The following is a 19478-nucleotide window of genomic DNA, read 5'->3' on the forward strand; positions in this document are numbered from 1 at the left end:
TTAGCCCGGATTGGCTCTACACTTGGAGCCGATGGGATCGCCCGGGGAAGCGCACTTGGAGTTTCCACACATGCTCAGGTTCTGGGACTCCGTCGCGTCCGACCGCAACTCGCCGACTGCAGCTCGCCGATAGCGGTGCAGCCGATGTTAACTTTCCCCATAAAGGGACAAGGTCGGCACGCGAAAGTGATGATTTCGGAGCTCATAGCTGGCCTGTGTTGCCCTTCGTATTGGACACTCAGCACGATATTGTTACCTGCGATCGCACCTCCAAGAAAGGCTAAGTAATTGGCGAGATCTTATTCGTAAGAAACCTTCATTCTCTCTTCCAAACCGGTTTTCCCCGGCGCACCCCCATCCCCCTGCTACTCGGCCGGCGGGGGGGCAAGTGATAGTAGCACCTCAACTGCTTGATGTGACGGAGCATGTTGCGCATGATTGACTTGGAGTCTGCGAACAAATATACATATAGGATCTTTTATCCGTATCTCGTGTTTCGGAAAAACAAGGAAACCCAATGTCACTGAAACAGCTGGTCAACAGTCGTATCCGCTCATCACTAAACCAAGTTTCTCGCAGACGCGGTTCGGCTGCTCGATTTCGAAGGCGTTTGCGAATAGAAACAATGGAAAGCCGGCGTTTGCTGGCTGTGGTGATGGTCGACACATTCAGTGATATCGTCGACTCGAATGACGGGGTGACGAGTCTACGCGAAGCGGTGGTGGTGGCGGAATCTACTCCAGGTAACGACAGGATCATGCTGCCCTCTGGCACGTATGATATCGGGAGTCCGGGGACGCTAGCGATCGATGACGCCAGCGGATCGATTGCGATTCAGGGCATAGGTGGAACGGCGACCATTGACGCGAACGGCAGCTCAAGAGTTATCGAGATTTCTGATGTTAGTTCGGTCACGATGAAAAAGATCGAAGTCATGGGCGGTTCTTCTGCCGACGGTGGTGGGATTTATAATGAGGGTGATCTGACCCTCATCAATGGGGCAGTTCGCGAGAGTCATTCCAACGGGCGTGGAGGCTCGATCTACAACACTGGCCAATTGTCGCTTAAGAATTCGTTTGTCGAATCTTACGGAGCAGGGATCGATGGAGGAGCGATCTACAACACTGGTCAATTATCGCTGAAAAATTCGGTTGTCCAATCAGACGCAGCAGGGAACGATGGAGGAGCGATTTACAACACCGGCCAATTATCGCTGAAAAATTCGGTTATCGAGTCAAGCTTAGCAGGGAACGATGGAGGAGCGATCTACAACACCGGCCAATTGTCGCTAAAGAATTCGGTTCTCGAATCAAACGAGGCAGGGATCGATGGAGGAGCGATCTACAACACGGGTCAGTTATCCATCGCTGGATCCACGTTCGTCAACAATACCTCGGGTTCAGCTGCAGGCGCAATCTTCACCGATGGGGAATCGTCAGACACATCGATTAAATCAAGCACATTCGACGGAAACACAACCGAGTATGCTGGCGGCGCCGTCTTCAGCTTGTACGGGACGCTCGAAATCAAGGATTCGGTGATCCAAAACAATTCGGCCGTTAATGGAAACGGCGGCGGTGTTTTGGTATTGGAGGGCGTTAGCACGTCGATCAAAGGTACGGTGCTGGAATCGAATTTTGCCGCTGATTCTGGTGGCGCGATCTTGGTTGAAAAAGGGGCAATGGAAATTGAAATAACTGATTCAGCATTCAGAAACAACGAGGCAGGTTCTCACGGTGGTGCGGTTGCCGTTCGAACAACTGCATCCGCAGTGATCAAAGACAGTTTGATTGAGCAAAACGTTGCCGCCAATAACGGTGGCGGAGTCTACGTCGGAACGAGCAGTATCGTCGCGATCAAGGAAACGAGTTTCACTTACAATCAGGCTAAAAGAGGTGGGGCGATTGGGGTCGATGGGAGCATTGCTATGGTCGACGACACCACATTGATCGGCAATACCGCTGCAGCTTTGGGCGGTGCGATATGGAGTGTGAAATCATCAGTCGATGTCTCTAACGGATTATTTTCTGATAACACGGCGATTGGATCTGCCGGAGGAGCTATTTTCTCCGGCCTCGGCAATTCGCTGGCCGTCACCGGCACCAACTTTGAGCAAAACACTGCTGCGAAAAACGGTGGCGCGATCATTAGCAACAATAGCGACTTGGAAGTTCGCGATTCCATTTTTGCGGACAATGATGCGACCGGCGGTTTTGGCGGCGCCATCGCTATGATTAGGGGCGACAACGTGATCAGCGACTCCACGTTCGTCCGAAATCATGCCTCAGGCAACGGTGGAGCAGTCGGCTTGATCCTCGGTGGCACGCTCGACCTCTCAGGTAGTCTGTTCGAAGCCAACGAGTCGGGTAAGTACAGTGGTGCCCTTCATAACGAAGGAATGACAACCGTCCATTCTTCCTTGTTCCAATCGAACATTGCAACGTTCAATGGTGGGGCGATCTTCAACTCCAAAATCGGTTCGATCGATATTGTTGATTCGGAATTTGATAGTAACGACAACTTGGGTTCTAGCGACGGTACAGCGATCTACAATCAAATTGGAGGTGTGTTGACCATTGATTCTCTGACCACATTCAGCAATCACGATGGCGTGCCCGTTTTCGAGGAAGCCTGATTCGTCCCGGATATGATGGCTTCGTTGTCTCGATGCTTCTGTTTCGAGATCACGCCGCATTTCAATCCAACTAAAGAGTCGATTTGCTTCGCCTCTCCCAAAAACCTTATCTGGGGGAAGGCGAGTTGGTCCAGCGACCCAATGGTTCGATACAAAAGGGGGCAATCGCGATTGGAAGCCGTGATCCAACGTGGATTGGCAGAACTTTGGATTCTCTGCCTGCTAGTTTTTGCCGACGACTCGCGACTCGGCTTTGTCTGAGATTCAGAGTCAACCGCGCAGATCCAGTTGCGACTCACCTTCGACACGCAAAACAAATGTAATTCGCCCTTTTGTAACGATCGCCTTTGTTGCTTCCACTTTTGATTATTGCAATGTCCGGCTGAAAGTATTGGCTCCGGCCTTTTGTTCGCGGCAAAGATTGCTTTTTGGGTGCAGTTGCATATTTTTACGTTTCGATTGATTTATCTGATTTTCGAATCAGTTCACTTCGGCGGCTGGGCGAACTCGTCACGCGACAGCTGCAATCGGTGTTCCCGGCGTTTTCACTGGCTTGTTTTTCGGTCTCTTTGGAGACTGACCCAATAGGTCAGACGCCTACTGTGAAATTTGGCTAATCGCCGAATTTTTGGCACTAAGTTTGGTTTACTTTTAGCAAACCCAATGGTGTGAAAATAAGTGACAAATTGACCATTTAGACCCCATTCATGTACAATGTGGGTGCAACGCAAATTTGCGTTAAGTCATTGATTTCAATCTACTTGCGATGCGACTCCAACTTGTCTCAAATGCTGAAAGAGCAGATTGAGGGCCTAGTGAGAGTTGATCCCGTGGTGGTTCGAGTCCTCTCTGTCGCATTGGGTCTTATAAGGATTTTGGACACGCTGGTTTAGCAAAACCCTAGTGTCGCTCCGCACGTAACCTGTTGACGTAGCATTGGATTCGCGTCGCTGGCCTGGACAGGGCATGTTCTCGACGCTCAGGGTTCCCCTCTCAAGCGAAATAGGCCCTTCATGTCGTCACTGCAGCCAAAGTCCGCAGCCACCCTCCGCATTGGTGACCAACGCTTTCAACGCTCGATCGGCACAACGTACCGTCCCTGCTTGCAGTCGGTTGCATCGGCCCAGGCAAGCTTACTCAATTGCTTCGCCTCGCTGTTGCCGTCATGATGGACCACTTCTGGTGAACGGTGTAGCAAAGACGCCAAGCTGCAGGCAGGGGCACGACCGCTGTTACGGGCCGAATCCGCTTCGTGAAGTCGGTTTGCCCAACCACTTCGTTTGCGATTACAATCGTGACCTGTTTTCGGTGAATGACTCGGAAAGAGTAACGGCCATGTTTCTTCGAACAATCATCCTGCCTTTAACCTACGGGGCACCTCTGTTTGTCTTGCTGTTGCTCACCGGCGCAACGTGGGCGGCGGACATGCAGACAATTAAACTCGCCCCCAACAAGAAAGGATTCATCCTTTTTCCAACGGGCGAACGCTACGTGCCCTGGGGCCACAACTACGGCTCGGTCGACATCCTGGAACGTCTGGCCAAGGACCCTGCCCGTGTTGCGCGAGACTTCGCCGAGATGAAGGCTGCCGGCACTACCGTTGCTCGGGTGCATCCCGAGATGCCAAAGATCCTCACCGCTCCGGACAAGGCCGATCAGCAGGCAGTCGACCAACTCAAACAGCTCCTCGAGATCGCCGAGAACTCAGGCATTTATCTCAAGATCACAGGTCTAGCTTGTTACAAGATCGAGAATCGTCTGGCTTGGTATGATTCGATGGATGAGCATGATCGCTGGAAGACGCAGGCCTTTTTCTGGGAAACGATCGCTCGCGCGTGTGCCGAGAGCCCGGCCGTATTCGCCTATGACTTGATCAACGAACCTGCTGCAATCGGCAAGCAAACCGATGGGTGGTATACGGGCAGGATGGGTGATGTCGAATTCTGCCAACGGCTCAGCCTAAATTCGGACGATCGAACCGGTCACGATGTCTTCCGCGAGTGGACCAGCCGAATGGTCGCCTCGATCCACAAGCACGACCAGACGCACTTAATCACCATGGGAATGCTTCCGTTCCCTGGCGCATACAAGGCGGCTGCCGAACAACTTGATTTTGTTTCACCGCATTTGTATCCCAAGTCAGGCAAGGTTGATGACCAGATCACGCTCCTTCAGAAGTTCGACTGGGGGAAGCCCATTGTGATCGGTGAAACCTTTCCCTTGAACTGCGGCCCAGACGACGAGCGAGATTTCCTTCTCAAGAGCCGCGAGATTGCGCACGGCTGGATCGGACACTGGCCAGATCAATCTCCTGCTGAACTCGCCGAGTTGAAGAAGACCGGTAAGTCCACCATCAAAGACGCAATCTGGCTTTCCTGGGTAGACCTCTTCCAAGAGATCGGTCCTCAGATGATCGGCGAAATTTCGAAACAGGAATGATCGCCTAAGGGGCGAGCAGTGTGGACAGGACACATCGGACGCCGAATTAATACCGGAGGCAGCTGACGGCAAGACTTCGAAGCCGTTCTCAACGCCGACAAGTATAATTTCGATTTGCGGTCAAGAATCATCGTCGACTTGAGAGAGCAGGCTTTGTGCCGAAAGTACCCGAACAATCCGCGGTCGATCAAATACCGGATACAAGAAAGCCGACGGCGAAACGTTTGAAAACAAAAGGTTCGATCGCTAGATTCTGTGTCCGATGGCCCTATTGAAACGGGGCTCACAGCACACTACCCATTGATGTCGCAATTTGGAATCAGTTTGACGCACACGACCAATCCCCAGCAGTGACAATCGTTGCTGAAACATGACGCCAATCAAGGAAAATAGCTAAATGATTAACAGGAACATCCGTCTCCTGATCCTGGCTCTCAGCATTTTGATCGCTTTGAATTCGGTGATTGCTGCCGACAAGCGAACGGCCGGAACGGAACGTGCGCCGAATATCGTCTTCTTCTTGGCGGACGATATGGGTTGGACCGACCTGGGCTGTTATGGATCGACATTCTACGAAAGCCCTAACATTGATCAGTTAGCCCGAGATGGCATGCGGTTCACCGACGCCTACACTGCTGGCACCGTTTGCTCTCCAACTCGCGCCAGCATCATCACTGGCCAGACAACGCCACGGCATGGATGTACGAACTGGGGCGGTGATCTCTCTGAACCCGAAAAGCATTTCTCTATGGCCAAGGCGTTGAGAGAGGGTGGGTACCAAACTTTCTTTACTGGCAAATGGCATATTGGTGCAACGACACCTAAGCAGGAAGGTTTCGATACTTTTGAAGAATTGCTGCCTCCACTCAATTTGAAAAACGATCCCAAGAAGACCAGACAGATTACAGGGCACACCCTGGCGTTCTTGGAACAGCTCGATCCCGAAAAGCCGTTCTTCGCCTACGTCAACTACCATGCCGTACATACAGCGATGAGGGAGCGGGCGGACTTGGTGGCAAAATACAAAGCCAAGCTTTTGTCCGAGCCACCAAAAAGCCGCGGCCCCCAAGGCTTAGAGAGGGAACGCGACCGCAGTAACAAACAAGTCCAGGACGTTCCAGAGTTCGCCGCGATGGTCGAGGGCCTCGACACCTCCGTGCGCGAAATCCTCAATGCTGTTTCCACGAGAGGTCTCGACGAAAACACGATCGTGATCTTCAGCTCCGACAATGGTGGGCTGTCGACCAAGGGATGCACATCGAATTTGCCGCTACGTGCGGGCAAAGGATGGGCTTACGAAGGCGGGATCCGTGTTCCGCTAATCGTGAAATGGCCAGGCAAGGTAAAAAAGGGGCAGGTATCGGATGTCCCCGTTATCAGCATGGATTTCTATCCGACTTTGCTCGAAGCCGCTGGGCTTGCCCTTCGACCCAAAGAACACGTCGATGGCATCAGTTTGTTACAATTACTGAAAGATGGAACGGCTCCCGAGAGGGACACGCTCTACTGGCATTATCCGCACTACCATGGAGCCGGATGCATTCCCGTCGGCGCTCTGCGTGAAGGACAGTACAAGCTGGTCCATTGGTTCGGCGAAGACCGCTACGAACTGTACGATCTTTCCAGCGACATCAGCGAGTTGCATGACATCAGTAAAAAGGAACCAGAACGAGTCGAACGCTTGGCGAAAAAGCTGATAACCTGGCAGCATGGCATTCCCAATATCAAGTTTGATAATCCCAACTTGCTCGAAAAGAAATCAACGAGCAGGAAAGGTAAAAAGTAGGAAGTGCGACATGGCGACCACAAATTCTCGAAACGTGAAGACAAGAATGATACTCCTGACGATTGCCAGTTCAATAAGAGACCGCGTGAGTACGACGACGCGATTTACACTGCTGCTTGCCTTGTGCTTTTGCCTCGGTGGGTTTAAAGCCGCAAGCGCTGACGACGGGGCCCGTCCAAACGTGCTGTTCATCGCCGTGGATGACCTGAACGCTTGGGTCACGCATTTAGGCCGCAATCCACAGGCGAGAACTCCTAACATCGATCGATTGGCGAAAATGGGGACAACATTCAGTCGCTCGTATTGCGCCGTGCCCGCCTGCAATCCGGCACGAAACGCGTTGATGACTGGTCAACGTCCCTGGACAACGGCTTGCTATATGAACGGGGACCCATGGAAGAAGCACACCAGTGAGGGATTCGGGCTTAGCAACCAGTTCAAAAAGGCTGGTTACCACGTCGCCGGAGCAGGAAAAATCTATCACAGCCAAACGTATTTCGAGTCGGAGTGGTCAGAGTACTTGGACCCCAAGAGCTACTCTTTGAATGGACCAGGTGTAAAGAAGGACGAAGGATACCATGTACCGCTTCCTCATGATCTGAAGGATGACGACCTCGGTGACTGGCATGTGGTCGACTGGTGCATTGAACAACTGCACAAGCAACGAGACAAGCCGTTGTTTCTGGCGTGTGGTCTGTACAAGCCTCACCTGCCGTTTGCAGTGCCGCGAAAGTACTACGACATGTTTCCGCGTGATCAGATTCAGCTGCCGCCACATCGTGAAGATGATCTGGACGATATCCCACCCGCTGGGGTCAAGATGGCCAAGTCGAACGGCGACCATGCCAAATTTCTGAAATCCGGTCGCTGGAAAGACGCCATCCAATCCTATCTGGCAACGTGCGCATACACCGACATGAACATTGGCCGGCTATTGGATGGGCTTGAAAAAAGCAGCTATGCCGACAACACCATCATTGTACTTTGGGGCGATCACGGATGGTCATTCGGTGAGAAAAGCCATTGGCGCAAGTTTGCATTATGGGAAGAGCCAACTCGAGCTCCTTTGATTTGGGTCGCACCCGGCGTCACTCAAGCGGGCACCGTATGTGAGCGAAGTGTCGATTTCATGACGATCTACCCTACATTGTGCGAATTGGCGGGCATCGATATACCCTCGCACGTTGAAGGACCCAGCGCCATCACGCTATTGCATGATCCAACAACCGCTTGGAATCACCCGGCGATCACCACGCACGGCTACAAAAATCATACCGTGCGAACAGAGACGCATCGGTACATTCAGTACGCCGATGGCAGCGAAGAACTGTACGACCACACGAACGATCCGTACGAATGGACGAACATCGCCTCGAAACCTGCCTCGGTGATGGAAATCGAGAAACTCAGGAAGCACTTGCCAACTCGCAATGCCCAGCCGCGCAAGAAGAAATGAAGTCAATATTCAGCCTGACCAGGTTTGTTTTGTCATATTGGATGCCGCAATGCCACGACGCTTTGTCGTTCCTTGGCAATCGGCAAAGCGTACATTTTCTTAATACAAGATTGCGATAACTGACCTACCTGTGGAAGAAAAACATGACCATAAATCGGCGATTGCTCCAACTATTCATTTTGATAATTCTGCCGTTCCCACTCACGGAGAATATTGGTGCGGCTGAGTCCTCCACCCCCAATATCATCTTCATCATGGTCGATGACATGGGGTATCACGACCTGGGATGTTATGGCAGCAAGACGATTCAGACGCCAAACATTGACCGCCTGGCAGCCGAAGGCATGCGTTTTACAGACTGTTACTCTGGTGACACGGTTTGCGCGCCAGCCCGCAGCACGTTGATGACAGGCACGCATAAAGGTCACACGCCAGTGCGAAGTAACGGTGGAGGAACTCCTCTGTTCCCAGACGACATAACCGTAGCTGAGGTCCTTAAGAAGGCTGGTTACACGACAGGTGGCTTCGGCAAATGGGGCCTAGGAAATCAGGGCAAAGATGGAGCTGCCGAACGACAAGGGTTCGATCATTTCTTTGGCTACTACAACCAGTGGCATGCGCATACTTACTACACGCACCTATTTCGCAACAGCGAAAAAGTTGAGCTACACGGGCGTTATACACATCACGCAATCTTTGATGAAACGATGCAGTTTATCAGGGATCACCACCATAAACCGTTCTTCCTTTACTGCCCCTGGACGCCACCCCATGCGGCGTACGAGATCCCGGAAGATGAGCCGGCATGGGCTATGTACAAGGACAAGCCTTGGGATCACAACGCCAAAGTTGTCGCGGCGATGGATTCGATGATGGATCGTCAGATTGGCGAGATAATGGTGCTACTGAAGGAGTTGAGAATCGACGAGAACACAATCGTGTTCTTTACGTCGGACAATGGTGCCGCGAAACGCTTTGACGGGGTCCACAATTCATGTGGTGAAATGAAAGGGCAAAAACGTTCGTTGCACGAAGGCGGTATCCGCGTCCCGATGATAGTGCGCTGGCCGGAACATGTCGCTGCCGGTGCGGTCAGCGATCTGCCCTGGTACTTCCCCGACGTGATGCCAACGCTCTCTGAACTTGCAGGTGTTTCGGATGAAGTCCCCGACGACATTGACGGCATTTCGGTTGTACCAACGTTGATCGGACGGGAACAGCAAGAGCAACATGAGTACATGTTTTGGCAAGCGGGTAAGGAACAGGCCGTACGGTCACGACAATGGAAGCTGTTGGCAAAAAACGAGACACTCTTTTTGTATGACCTTCACCACGACATCGCGGAGCAAAGAGATTTGAGCGAAAAGCACCCCGAGATTACTGAGCGACTCAAGCAGATCATGATTGAAGCGTACGATGAACCACGGAGTCAAGAAGGGGACGGCAAATACACCGGGCTTAGCGATGAACAAACGAAAGCAAGGGGGGCTGCAAAGAAAGCAAAGAAGAAGCCAACGGAAAGGTCCAATGCAGGCCAACCGTGACCTCCACGTGCGAAGCTTGGTTTTTCGGCGACACTCCACCGGCCTGTTAGCAGCACGTCTGGGTGGCGGCATGCTGTAGCAATGATAGCCGTTTTCAAGACTTCGGCGAATTGGAAGGATTGATCGCTTCAGTTCATCGGCGGTGTCGACGTCGAGTGCATGGAACTACTCAGTGATCTTTGATTGCAAGGGTGCGTTTTTTCTTAAGCTACAAAGTCCGATACTCCTTGCGAATGAATTCATTTGCTTCAGGCAGGTTGGTGACCTTTACGGCTTTGGCATCCCATACCAATTTTTGTTTCGGGAATTTTGCCGCGATCACACCTAAATGCAGGGATTCCATGATCGGCGTTGCGTAGGCAAAATCGGCGCTCGCCTGGCCTTTGCCTTCGATTGCGTCGATGAACTCGTGGTAGTGATTGAGTGTTTTTAGAACTGGGGTCTCGGACTTGGCGTTGGCGTCGTTGAGACGCACGATCGGAGTTGAACAGTGTGGTAATAGCATGCGACCGTGTTCGCCGATGAACAATGAGCCTTGCAACGCTATCTTGCCATTTTCCAACGTCAGTTCGGCGTAATCGACATCAGGTCGGTTTTGCCCGTCATACCAAGTAAACCGAAAATCATCGGTCGTGTACTTGGTTGGTGCAAACCCATAATTGACGATATTGCTTTCGGGATGGCTAAAGCCGTTCGGGGCGCGGCAGGTCGTTTCCGCATCGGTCGCGGCCTGTAATTCCAATGCCCGGAATGGCGTATCGATGATGTGGACCCCCATGTCTCCCAGGGTTCCACACCCGAAATCGATGATGCGACGCCAGTTCTTCGGATGATATTTCTTACCAAGGTAAGGACGAACCGGTGCGGTTCCAAGCCACAAATTCCAATCGAGGCTGGCGGGAATCGGGTCCTCGCCTTGGTAGGGTGCTCCATCAAAGCCCCAATTCTTGTTGGACCAGGCATGCACTTTTCTGATTTTTCCAAGAACACCACTTTGGATGATCTCCGTCGCTGAACGGTACGCGCCTGATCCATGATTCTGGATTCCCATTTGGGTTACCAGTTTTCGTTCGTTGGCAATTTGCAGTAAATGACGCCCTTCTTCAATGGTGTGCGTCAATGGTTTTTGAGTGTAAGCGTGCTTTCCCATTTCCATCGCTGCCAACGTAGCTGGATAGTGGGTGTGGTCTGGGGTCGAAACCGAGACGGCATCGATTTTGTCGCCCAGTTCGCTGAACATCTCCCGGTAGTCCTGGAAGAATTGTGCGCTACTGTACTTCTGGAGCGCCGCTTCGGATTTGCTGAGTGCCGTATCGACATCACACAGACCAATGACTTGAACATGGGGATGGCTTGCGATCGAAGAAGTGTCTGAACGGCCCTTTCCGCCGATCCCAATATGCGCAGTGCAAAGTTTTTCGTTTGGCGAATCCGCCCATACGTGGGATGGCAATATCATAAAACTGGATACTGCGGCGGACGTTTTGACGAAGTTTCTACGGGTTACGTTATTCATCATGGTCTCGGCTATTTCAGGTCTTGGATTGTCTGGACAGTTCGTCAACGATTTCTGGATGTGGCTCGGCAAGATGAGCGGTCTCTTCAAGATCATCCTTTAGTGTTACTTCTTGTTCTTTGCATTGTCGGTATTCTCGTTCCCTCGGTTTTTCTTCACTTTCTTTTCCCTTTCTACGACTGTGCCCGTGTAGGTAGGATTGGGTTGGTCGGGAACCGGAGTCTTGATCTGTTTGATCCAGGCAAGCAAATCCTTGGTCAATCCATCTCGTTTCTCTGTTTCGGAGCGCTGCGTAATCCGCATCTTACCAATTCATGTCATCGATATCCAAAATGGCGATGTTTGGTTTCTGTTCCTGTGTGAAACCGATATTGGTTGACAATGCGAGCAGCCAGCAAGTGCTGATAAGAGTTAGGATACGACGAATCGTCATGTGTGAGGCTCTTGCTAAATCAGTGGTTAGTTCGGCGCGAAGTGCGTGTTGAATGTGTCTACGGTTTGTTGGTCGCATCCGATTTGCCACCGTTTTATTTCGGGGCCGCGCCGTCACTGCCAAGTGTCTTTATCCGAACGTTTCGGAATCGGTGCACCCCTCCTTTGCCATGATGTTGCAGCGCAATCGACCCGCTGCGATAGACATCATCCTGAACATCGGTAATGACGATGTCGTTGATCCAGACTTGAATACGGGTTCCCTCGCAACGAATTCGAAAGGTATTCCAAGCTCCGGGTTTGAACGTGCCTGTATAATCGGTTGCGAACTTGGCTCTGGCCTCGGTGTCTTTTGGCCAGACCCATCCGGAGCCGATGGCGTAGATCATCCCGCTGTCATCGCCTTCAATTTCACATTGATAGCCTTTGAGTTTTTTGTCATTTTCACAATGGAATCCAATTCCAGAGTTATAGGTGTCGTCGGGCATGAAGACGTCGACGGTCAGCTCAAAATCATCAAATGTTTCCTCGTGAACCAGCCACAGGTTTTTCCCGGCCAGGATATGTAGCTCACCATCGACAACGGATACTTCACCTTCAGTGTCGGTTGACCATCCGCTAAGCGTCTTGCCGTCAAACAACGGAGTCCCGTTGGCGTTTTTGCTGCTGTGCCAACTTGGCGTTCCGAACCAGTCATGCATCTCTTTTTCAAACGGTGCAACAACTTCTTCTGGTTCAGGAAACACACCTTGATCTTGAGTTTCAACCATCCAGACGGAAAGCGCGGCACGCATTTGGATGAGCGTTTTTTGATGTTCCGGGTTGTTCGAGCCAGCTAGATTGTTGATTTCGTGAGGGTCTTTTTCTGTGTCAAACAATTGCTCCTCAGGAACCGTTGGGGCCATCAACGCAGCGGCTGGGCCTGATAACTTGCCCTCTGCCATCAGCTGTCGCATCAGCGGCTTAATCGGAAAGCACTTTTCTTTGTAGCGGTTTAGCGAGGTAAAATGTCGTTCTGGGAAGTAGTTGCGAAGATAGTGATACTTCTTCCCGCGGACACTTCGAATGCGATTGACGGTCTCGTCAATGCGGTCGCGGGCCGAGAATGCGTACTGGCGTTCTGGGCCTAGCCTATCACCCATGAAAACACGTCCTTGCATTCCCAGTGGGCGAGCGATTCCTGCAAATCCAAGTGTGGTTGGGGTGATGTCGATCAGGCTAATCACCTGATCATTGACGGCCCCTGCTTGGTAGTTGTTTGGTGCGGGGAAATTTCGGGGCCAACGGATGATCATGGGAACGTGCAGCCCGGTATCGTAACACCAGTGAATGCCGCGTGGTTCAATTCGACCGTTGTCGCCAAAAAACATGATGATTGTATTGTCCGCAAGGCCATCTTTTTCGAGCTGAGCCAAAACGCGACCAATCGTCTTGTCCATCCCTGAAACAGAGTTCAGGTAGCGAGCCCACTCTTTTTTGACAAGCGGATGATCGGGGTAATAGGGCGGCGGGGTGACGTTATCGACCGTTGCGATTTGCTCGTGTGTCTTTTCGCCTTTCCATTGAACACGGGGTTGTTTCCATGTTTGCCGATCATAAATGTCATACTCTGCCTCGAGCGTATTGATTTGAGCAAAGAAGGGCTGGTTGCCCTTGAGGTCTTCCCACTTGTCGGTGTCGTAAAGCTTTCCTTCTTCGACAAAGTTCAGGTCTAGTTTTCCGGAGCCGACCTGTTCTTCTCCCATCGTTGCGATGTTACCTGTGAAGTAGCCGACATCTTTGAGGCGGTGGGTAATGGGGCGAACGCCCTCAGGGAGCCGGTAACCATCCTCGCGATGCGAACGCATGTTGTGTGTGTCAGTGGTTGTTTGATACATGCCCACAAAGAACGCGCTGCGACTGGGAGCACACACGGGCGAGGTTGAAAATACGTGTGTGTATCGCACTCCCTTTTCGGCAAGACCATCGAGCGCAGGAGTTTTGACATTTTTGGCACCGTAACATCCGAGGTCGAGCTTCAGGTTTTCTCCAACGATCCAGAGAATATTCGGCTGAGGCTTCGCCCTGTTTTCAACAGCGTTTGCAATGGCTGATAGCGAAAGGCTGAACAACACGACAATGGACAGCAGTGACAAACGAGCGTTTTGACTAAAAATGTTCATGGATCGCTTCCTCACGCTACGGCGAATGGATACAAGTTTGTGCTTCTGCTGCGCAGTCAGCAAATATATTGCGGTAGCAGTCGTTTTAGAATATATCCCAGGCGTTGGCCTTGGGCGTCAAAATGTTGCCGCTGTGCCCCGGCAAGTACATTTATACAGCAAGAACGCGCCTACCGGTCTTTTGCCGAAAAAGAGAGCTTCTCCGTTGCAGTCCTCTTCATGTCAAGATCCGCTTATAGGTTTTGAGAGGTCGCCTGGCAAATGTCCAACGGTACGCTCAGGCCATGCTTTGGTTAAAGTATTCGGTGAATTCGAGCAACTGTTAACTTAGCGCATCGACGAACATGACGTTTGAGACGAACCTCATTTTTATGCCACATCACGTAGCGGATCCACATCTAAGTTGATGGCGTGTCGCAAATCGCGGATGATTTGGCGGAAAACAGAATGCTGTTGGCGTTAGAATATCGGGTTCTTGTTGTAGGGACCAGATGATCTTGCGCGAAGCGTGCTAGACGCTGATCTTGACGCACCCACTCTTACCAACGATCTCGCTCCATGCCTCGATCTTCCAACTATTTTCTCCCGCTTCTGTTGCTGATGTTGTTTTGTCGACTTTCGTTTGCGGCTGACCAACCAAACATTCTTTGGCTGACGTGCGAAGACAACAACGTCAACTGGGTTGGTTGCTATGGGAATCCTCATGCGGATACGCCGAACATCGATGGCCTTGCTGCGGAGGGTTTTCAATACATGCACTGTTACGCCAACGCGCCGGTCTGCGCACCATCTCGAAGTACGTGGATTACCGGCGTGCATGCTCTATCGATGGGCACACATCCGATGCGGAGTCGATATCCGATTCCTCATGACACGATCAGCTACTACCCGGATCTGCTGAAGCAGGCTGGCTACTTCGTCGGGAACGCGAAGAAAACGGACTACAATATCGGCGGCCGAAGTGACGGGGACGCGTGGGACACGAACAAGGTTGATTTCGGTGAGCTGAAAAAACAGCAACCCTTCTTTATGGTCGTCAACAATACGAAGTCACACGAATCCAAAGCGTTCGGCGACGTCAACCACACGACTCACAGCCCGGACGACGTGCGGCTTGCGAAATACCATCCTGACATTCCAGACATCCGCAAAAACTATGCTCACTACCATGACCAGATGAAGAAGATGGACGCCGACATCGGCTTGGCTCTGGAGGAGCTTGAACGCTCTGGTCTCGCGGAGAACACGATCGTGATCCACAACTCCGATCACGGTGGCGTGATTGCTCGCAGCAAACGGTTCCTGTTCAACAGTGGAACGCACTGCCCCTTGATCATCCGGATACCGGAAAAGTTCAAACATCTGCGCCCCGCAAAACCGGGCACAAAGATCAACGACTTGGTCAGCTTCATCGACATGACGAAAACGTGGTTAGATATTTGCGGGGCTGAGACGCCGGGCTACCTTCAAGGGAAAGTGTTTTTAGGCCCAAACAAGGAATCTCGCGACTATCACGTCAGCTTTCGAGCCCGCATGGATGAGCGCTGCGACAACGTTCGAGCGATCCGTGATCGCGACGGCAAGTTTCTCTACATTCGCAATTACATGCCTTATGCACCGTGGGGTCAGCACTTGAACTACCTATGGACGATGAAAGCGACACAGGCTTGGGAGCAATATCACAAGGAAGGAAAGACGGATGCCGTGACTGGCCGCTTCTTCGGCACCAAGCCGATGCACGAGTTGTATGACACGACGGTCGATCCCGACAACGTCAACAATCTCGTCGATGATCCAAAGTACGCGAAAGAGGTCACCAGACTCAGCAAGGCTCTCGATGCGTGGCAGCTGAAGAACTTTGATTCGGGCCTGCTTCCGGAGAGCGAGATCGTCAAGATCTCAGAGCAGACTGGCAAGACAATTTATGAGGTCGTTCGTGACCCAAAGCTGTACGATCTCAAACGCTATCAGGAACTTTCGGCCACGGCACTGTCGCCAAAATTCGGAATGGTGGAACAGTCAATTTGCTCGTGTGCCATGGCCGAAGTCGATGCGGGAGCTCGCTACTGGGGAATGGTGGGTCTTTTCAATATGCAGCAGACAAGAGAGATCGACCTGGATTTTGTTCGAGAATATCTGACCGATGAATCGCACCATGTTCGTATCATGGCGGCATGGATACTCTACCGAAGCGGCGACAAATTGTCCGCTCAGGAATGCTGGAATGAACTGTTGCGAGACAGCTCCTATGCGTCATTGAAGATCTTCAACATCATCGACTGGATCGGCGAAGGGACCGAGCCGTACGCTGCCGCCATGAAATCTTGTGAGTTCAGTCACGGAGGCTATGTCGGTCGTATGCAGCAATATTTCGGCGTAAAGCCAAAGACGCAGAAGAAGAAACGCGGCAAGAAGACCGGCAAGTAGAGCCGAAACCCATCCGCATTTGACACAGTTAGCAGAATAGCCTCTTAGGATTACCGAAATATGCAAAGAACAATCGTTTGTGTAATCGCTGTCGTATTCAGCGTCATGAGCGTGCCTGATCGGGCTCAAGCAGATGATGCCAGCCTTCAGGATGCTGCGGGAACGTGGCACGGAGAGAAGCCCAACATTCTCTGGATCATGATCGAAGATTGGTCCACGGATCTGTCGTGCTATGGCACTCCGTTGGTGCATACGCCGAATATTGACAAGCTAGCCGACCAGAGCGTCCGATTCGAGCGAGCATATACGACTTCGCCCGTCTGTTCGACATCGCGTTCAGCAATGATGACCGGATTCCACCAGAACTACATTGGGGCGCATCAACATCGTACGAAGGACAAACAACCGCTGCCGTTCGGCATCAAACCAATTCCAAATCTATTGGAGGAAGCTGGCTATTTCACGGCGACGATGGCTAGCGGTAAGACCGATTGCAACTTTCAGACTCCAAAACCATTGTTCATGGGCAAGAGCTGGAACGAACGCACCGACGACCAGCCATTTTATGTTCAGGCGACCCTTGCTGGCACGCATCGCAGTTTCGTGCGTGACCCGCAGCGCCCCATTGATGCCGACAAGGTGAAGCTACCGCCCTACTATCCAGACACGCCGCTCGCTCGGCGAGATTGGGCGAACGGATTAGAGACGGTGCAAGTCGTTGATCGTCAGGTTGGGGAATTGTTGCAACAGCTCGAAGACGACGGACTTGCGGACAACACGATTGTTTTCTTCATTGGAGATCATGGTCGCTGTCATATCCGAGGCAAGCAGTTCCTTTATGAAGCAGGAGTTCGGATTCCGCTGATCGTGCGATGGCCAAAGCACATCAAACCGGCTTCCGTGTCCGATGAACTGGTTTCGTCACTCGACATCTCTCAAACGATTCTAAAGCTCGCCGGAGCGAAGCCAGCGCATCCACTGCACGGTAAGTACCTGTTTGGCGGTGACGTTGTTGAACGGGAGTACGTCCATTTCAATCGGGACAAGATGGACAGCACTCATGATGTGATACGTGCGGTCAGAGGTGAGCGTTACAAGTTGATCCACAACTTGATGCCGGAACGCGCCTACTGTCAGTTGAATCATTACAAGGAAAAGTCTTACCCCATGTTGGCGTTGATGAACGTTCTGAACATGCAGGGCAAGCTGAACGATGCCCAAGCGAGATTCATGGCTGACAGCAAGCCTGAGTTTGAGCTGTATGATCTCGACAGCGATCCGCACGAAATCAACAACCTTGCGGATGATCCAAAGTTCACGGCAATCAAAGCCGAGCTTCTTGCGGAGATCGTGCGCTGGCGAAAAGAAGTGAAAGACATTGGCGTGACCGACGAGTTTCGCGACGGCGGGTGGTCTTCCAAGTATCCGACAAAGTCGCTCGAAGCGTGGCAAGTCGAATTGGCAGAATGGGAGCAAGCGTTGCTGGTTGATGGCAAAGCAAGTCGTAGCAGGAAGAACAAAAAGAAATCCCGAAAGACAAAGTAAAACATGATGATAAAGATCAACTTAACGGCCAGTGGCATGCGCTGCGGGGGACTCGCTCTCGTGACGTTGGCAGCATGGACGGCAATTACCACACCTTGCTACGCAGATCGCCCCAACATTGTCCTGATATTTGCGGATGATCAGGGCTGGAAAGATGTCGGCTATCAAAGTGACGGAAAGTTCCTGACGCCCAACATCGACCGCCTTGCCAGCGAAGGCATGGTCTTCACGGACGCGTATGCAGCCGCGGGCAACTGTGCTCCGAGTCGTGCATGTCTGCTGTCAGGAAACTACACGCCACGTCACCATGTTTACGCGGTCAACAGTACCGATCGAGCGCCCAAGGAAATTCAGCGACTGATCCCGATACCCAATCGAGCCGGCTTGGGATCAGACTTTGTGACAATCGCCGAAGCGCTGAAACAAGCAGGATACGCAACCGGGCATTTCGGCAAGTGGCATTTGGCGGGTGAAGACGGGGCGCTTCCCAGCGAACAGGGATTCGACGAGACCTACGATTCCTTTGGCGACGGAGAACTGAAGGAAGGAGCGACAGGCAACAAGAAGGGCCCCCCATCCGATCCTAAGGGCGTATTTACGTTAACGCGAAAAGCGTGTGACTTCATCGAGCGAAACAAGGACAAACCGTTCTTCTGCTATCTCCCACACCACGCGATTCACGGCCCGTTGCAGATGCGACCGGAAACAAAAAGACTGATCGAAGAGCATTCTGATGCGGAGAAACCTTCGGCGAATTATCTCGGCTGCACTTACGACATGGACGCAAGTGTCGGCGTGCTGTTGGCCAAGCTGAAGGAATTGGACCTTGAAGACAACACGCTGGTTGTCTACACGTCCGACAACGGAGCGACGCCGGGATCGTCACAGGAACCGCTGCGTGGCAACAAGGGTTGTTACTACGAAGGCGGAATCCGAGAGCCATTTATTGCTCGCTGGCCCGGTGTCATCAAGGGAGGCAGCCGTTGCATCGTCCCCATTAATCTCGTCGATCTTTTCCCAACGTTTCTTGCCGCTGCCGGGGTCGCCGTTCCAAACGGAAAGACGCTGGACGGTGAGAGTCTTGTGCCGCTTTTCCGGCAGGAAGGCGATCTGAAACGCCAAGCGATTTTCTGGCATTTTCCTGGTTACTTGAACTCCGCCGTGACGCGCGGCCGTGACCCGTTCTTGCGAACCAGACCGGTCAGCGTCATTCGCAAAGGCGACTGGAAACTGCATCTGTACCACGAAGAATGGCATCTTGATGGCGGTCGGGAGTCACTGGCATCAAACAACGCCGTCGAGTTGTACAACCTCGCTGACGATGTGGGCGAACGACACAACCTATCGCTGAAGCAACAGGAGAAACGCGACGAAATGCTGAACGATCTATTTGCATGGTTCGATTCAGCGGACGTGCTCTTGCCCCAAGAAGCAAATCCAAAATATGACGCAGCCGCCCACAAGAAAGCCGACGCCGGCTCGAAATCGGAGCGTCGCAGAAAGAAGAAGTAGGTACAATCAGCTGCTGCGACGCAA

The 19478-nt window shown here is 52.1% G+C and carries 13 protein-coding genes; 9 read left to right on the forward strand and 4 right to left on the reverse strand.

The window, feature by feature from the left end; genetic code table 11:
* From CA13_RS35710 to CA13_RS26755, 6 genes are all read left to right on the forward strand, one after another.
* The coding region (locus tag CA13_RS35710) for a hypothetical protein (RefSeq protein ID WP_419194871.1) at positions 1 to 284 on the forward strand (284 nt) is incomplete at its 5' end.
* Positions 285 to 517: 233 nt separating this feature from the next.
* Complete coding sequence (locus CA13_RS26735; RefSeq protein WP_146401911.1) at positions 518 to 2635, forward strand: hypothetical protein; 2118 nt, start codon at positions 518 to 520, stop codon at positions 2633 to 2635.
* 1389 nt (positions 2636 to 4024) lie between these two features.
* Positions 4025 to 5074 carry a cellulase family glycosylhydrolase gene (locus tag CA13_RS26740; RefSeq protein WP_419194872.1) on the forward strand — a complete coding sequence of 350 codons (1050 nt, stop codon included), beginning with the start codon at positions 4025 to 4027 and terminating at the stop codon, positions 5072 to 5074.
* Between the two features lie 397 nt (positions 5075 to 5471).
* Positions 5472 to 6860 (forward strand): sulfatase, encoded by a 1389-nt coding sequence (locus CA13_RS26745; RefSeq protein ID WP_146401915.1) that lies wholly within the window; start codon positions 5472 to 5474, stop codon positions 6858 to 6860.
* 46 nt (positions 6861 to 6906) lie between these two features.
* Positions 6907 to 8316 (forward strand): sulfatase, encoded by a 1410-nt coding sequence (locus CA13_RS26750; protein ID WP_146401917.1) that lies wholly within the window; start codon positions 6907 to 6909, stop codon positions 8314 to 8316.
* Between the two features lie 143 nt (positions 8317 to 8459).
* Complete coding sequence (locus CA13_RS26755) at positions 8460 to 9860, forward strand: arylsulfatase (RefSeq protein WP_146401919.1); 1401 nt, start codon at positions 8460 to 8462, stop codon at positions 9858 to 9860.
* Between the two features lie 208 nt (positions 9861 to 10068).
* Here CA13_RS26755 and CA13_RS26760 read toward each other — a convergent pair whose 3' ends face one another.
* The 4 genes from CA13_RS26760 to CA13_RS26770 all read right to left on the reverse strand — a co-directional run bounded on the left by CA13_RS26760 (position 10069) and on the right by CA13_RS26770 (position 13970).
* Positions 10069 to 11379 carry a Gfo/Idh/MocA family protein gene (locus CA13_RS26760; RefSeq protein WP_146401921.1) on the reverse strand — a complete coding sequence of 437 codons (1311 nt, stop codon included), beginning with the start codon at positions 11377 to 11379 and terminating at the stop codon, positions 10069 to 10071.
* A 102-nt stretch (positions 11380 to 11481) separates the two neighbouring features.
* Positions 11482 to 11679, reverse strand: coding sequence for a hypothetical protein (locus tag CA13_RS26765; RefSeq protein ID WP_146401923.1), 198 nt, complete (start codon positions 11677 to 11679; stop codon positions 11482 to 11484).
* A 1-nt stretch (position 11680) separates the two neighbouring features.
* The gene (locus CA13_RS35715; RefSeq protein ID WP_419194873.1) at positions 11681 to 11809 is read right to left on the reverse strand and encodes a hypothetical protein; all 129 of its coding nucleotides are present in this window, start codon (positions 11807 to 11809) and stop codon (positions 11681 to 11683) included.
* A gap of 94 nt (positions 11810 to 11903) precedes the next feature.
* The gene (locus tag CA13_RS26770; protein ID WP_146401924.1) at positions 11904 to 13970 is read right to left on the reverse strand and encodes a 3-keto-alpha-glucoside-1,2-lyase-like domain-containing protein; all 2067 of its coding nucleotides are present in this window, start codon (positions 13968 to 13970) and stop codon (positions 11904 to 11906) included.
* 558 nt (positions 13971 to 14528) lie between these two features.
* Here CA13_RS26770 and CA13_RS26775 point away from each other — a divergent pair.
* The 3 genes from CA13_RS26775 (at position 14529) to CA13_RS26785 (ending at position 19454) form a co-directional block, all read left to right on the forward strand.
* Positions 14529 to 16397, forward strand: a complete 1869-nt coding sequence (locus tag CA13_RS26775; RefSeq protein ID WP_146401926.1) for a sulfatase family protein — start codon at positions 14529 to 14531, stop codon at positions 16395 to 16397.
* A gap of 105 nt (positions 16398 to 16502) precedes the next feature.
* The gene (locus tag CA13_RS26780; protein WP_146403913.1) at positions 16503 to 17942 is read left to right on the forward strand and encodes a sulfatase family protein; all 1440 of its coding nucleotides are present in this window, start codon (positions 16503 to 16505) and stop codon (positions 17940 to 17942) included.
* Between the two features lie 3 nt (positions 17943 to 17945).
* Positions 17946 to 19454: a sulfatase gene (locus tag CA13_RS26785; protein ID WP_146401928.1), complete on the forward strand. Its 1509-nt coding sequence runs from the start codon at positions 17946 to 17948 to the stop codon at positions 19452 to 19454.
* The last annotated feature ends 24 nt before the right edge of the window (positions 19455 to 19478 follow it).

Source organism: Novipirellula herctigrandis (genome assembly GCA_007859835.1).
GTDB classification, from domain to species: Bacteria; Planctomycetota; Planctomycetia; order Pirellulales; family Pirellulaceae; genus Novipirellula_A; species Novipirellula_A herctigrandis.

Excerpts from the sequence above, each read along its gene's own strand:
- CA13_RS26735 (WP_146401911.1), top strand. The coding sequence starts at position 518 with ATGTCACTGAAACAGCTGGTCAACAGTCGTATCCGCTCATCACTAAAC.
- CA13_RS26745 (WP_146401915.1), top strand. The coding sequence starts at position 5,472 with ATGATTAACAGGAACATCCGTCTCCTGATCCTGGCTCTCAGCATTTTG.
- CA13_RS26750 (WP_146401917.1), top strand. The coding sequence starts at position 6,907 with ATGATACTCCTGACGATTGCCAGTTCAATAAGAGACCGCGTGAGTACG.
- CA13_RS26755 (WP_146401919.1), top strand. The coding sequence starts at position 8,460 with ATGACCATAAATCGGCGATTGCTCCAACTATTCATTTTGATAATTCTG.
- CA13_RS26760 (WP_146401921.1), bottom strand. The coding sequence starts at position 11,379 with ATGATGAATAACGTAACCCGTAGAAACTTCGTCAAAACGTCCGCCGCA.
- CA13_RS26765 (WP_146401923.1), bottom strand. The coding sequence starts at position 11,679 with ATGCGGATTACGCAGCGCTCCGAAACAGAGAAACGAGATGGATTGACC.
- CA13_RS35715 (WP_419194873.1), bottom strand. The coding sequence starts at position 11,809 with ATGACGATTCGTCGTATCCTAACTCTTATCAGCACTTGCTGGCTGCTC.
- CA13_RS26770 (WP_146401924.1), bottom strand. The coding sequence starts at position 13,970 with ATGAACATTTTTAGTCAAAACGCTCGTTTGTCACTGCTGTCCATTGTC.
- CA13_RS26775 (WP_146401926.1), top strand. The coding sequence starts at position 14,529 with ATGCCTCGATCTTCCAACTATTTTCTCCCGCTTCTGTTGCTGATGTTG.
- CA13_RS26780 (WP_146403913.1), top strand. The coding sequence starts at position 16,503 with ATGAGCGTGCCTGATCGGGCTCAAGCAGATGATGCCAGCCTTCAGGAT.
- CA13_RS26785 (WP_146401928.1), top strand. The coding sequence starts at position 17,946 with ATGATGATAAAGATCAACTTAACGGCCAGTGGCATGCGCTGCGGGGGA.